Source organism: Paenibacillus sp. Y660, assembly GCF_057221575.1.
The window spans coordinates 1-586 of the sequence record NZ_JBXBBJ010000098.1; the positions used below are offsets into that span (position 1 = coordinate 1).

The following is a 586-nucleotide window of genomic DNA, read 5'->3' on the forward strand; positions in this document are numbered from 1 at the left end:
TGTTACTCACCCGTCCGCCGCTAATCTTATCCCGAAGGACAAGATCCGCTCGACTTGCATGTATTAGGCACGCCGCCAGCGTTCGTCCTGAGCCAGGATCAAACTCTCCAAATGGAAGTTTTCACTTCGACGCGATGTCGAAGAGAAAGCTTCATGTGTTTGAAATGCTCATTACTTTTTTATCGCTTTTTCTTATAATTCGTTAGAATCATAAGGGCAGTTATTACTCGTTGTTCAGTTTTCAAAGAGCAATCTATTCTCTCTTGTGTTGAGCTTGTTTTGCTTGTCGTCCGCATGTTTCTCTCGGCCGGAATTAGAATATATCATGTCCCCCTCTAATTGGTCAAGCATATATTTAAAAAAAGTTTTAAATTTATGTTTTAATCGATTTTTTACCGTAAAATAGCGAATATTATCTTTTAATTAACGTTGCCTTTCATCTGTGAAGGCACATCATTGTTATTACCTGAATCCGTGACCAATCTCTAATCTGGTTCTTTATACGGATGGAATTAATACCAGCCACATCCAATTGAATCTTTGGGTAAATGAGGGTAACTCAAAGTAGAACCCTCGTCTAACAGCG

General features: G+C 39.2%; 1 rRNA gene. It reads right to left on the reverse strand.

The window, feature by feature from the left end:
• A 16S ribosomal RNA gene (locus AC2TDN_RS26625) occupies nt 1-114 on the reverse strand; the annotation flags it as partial.
• Between the last annotated feature and the right edge of the window lie 472 nt (nt 115-586).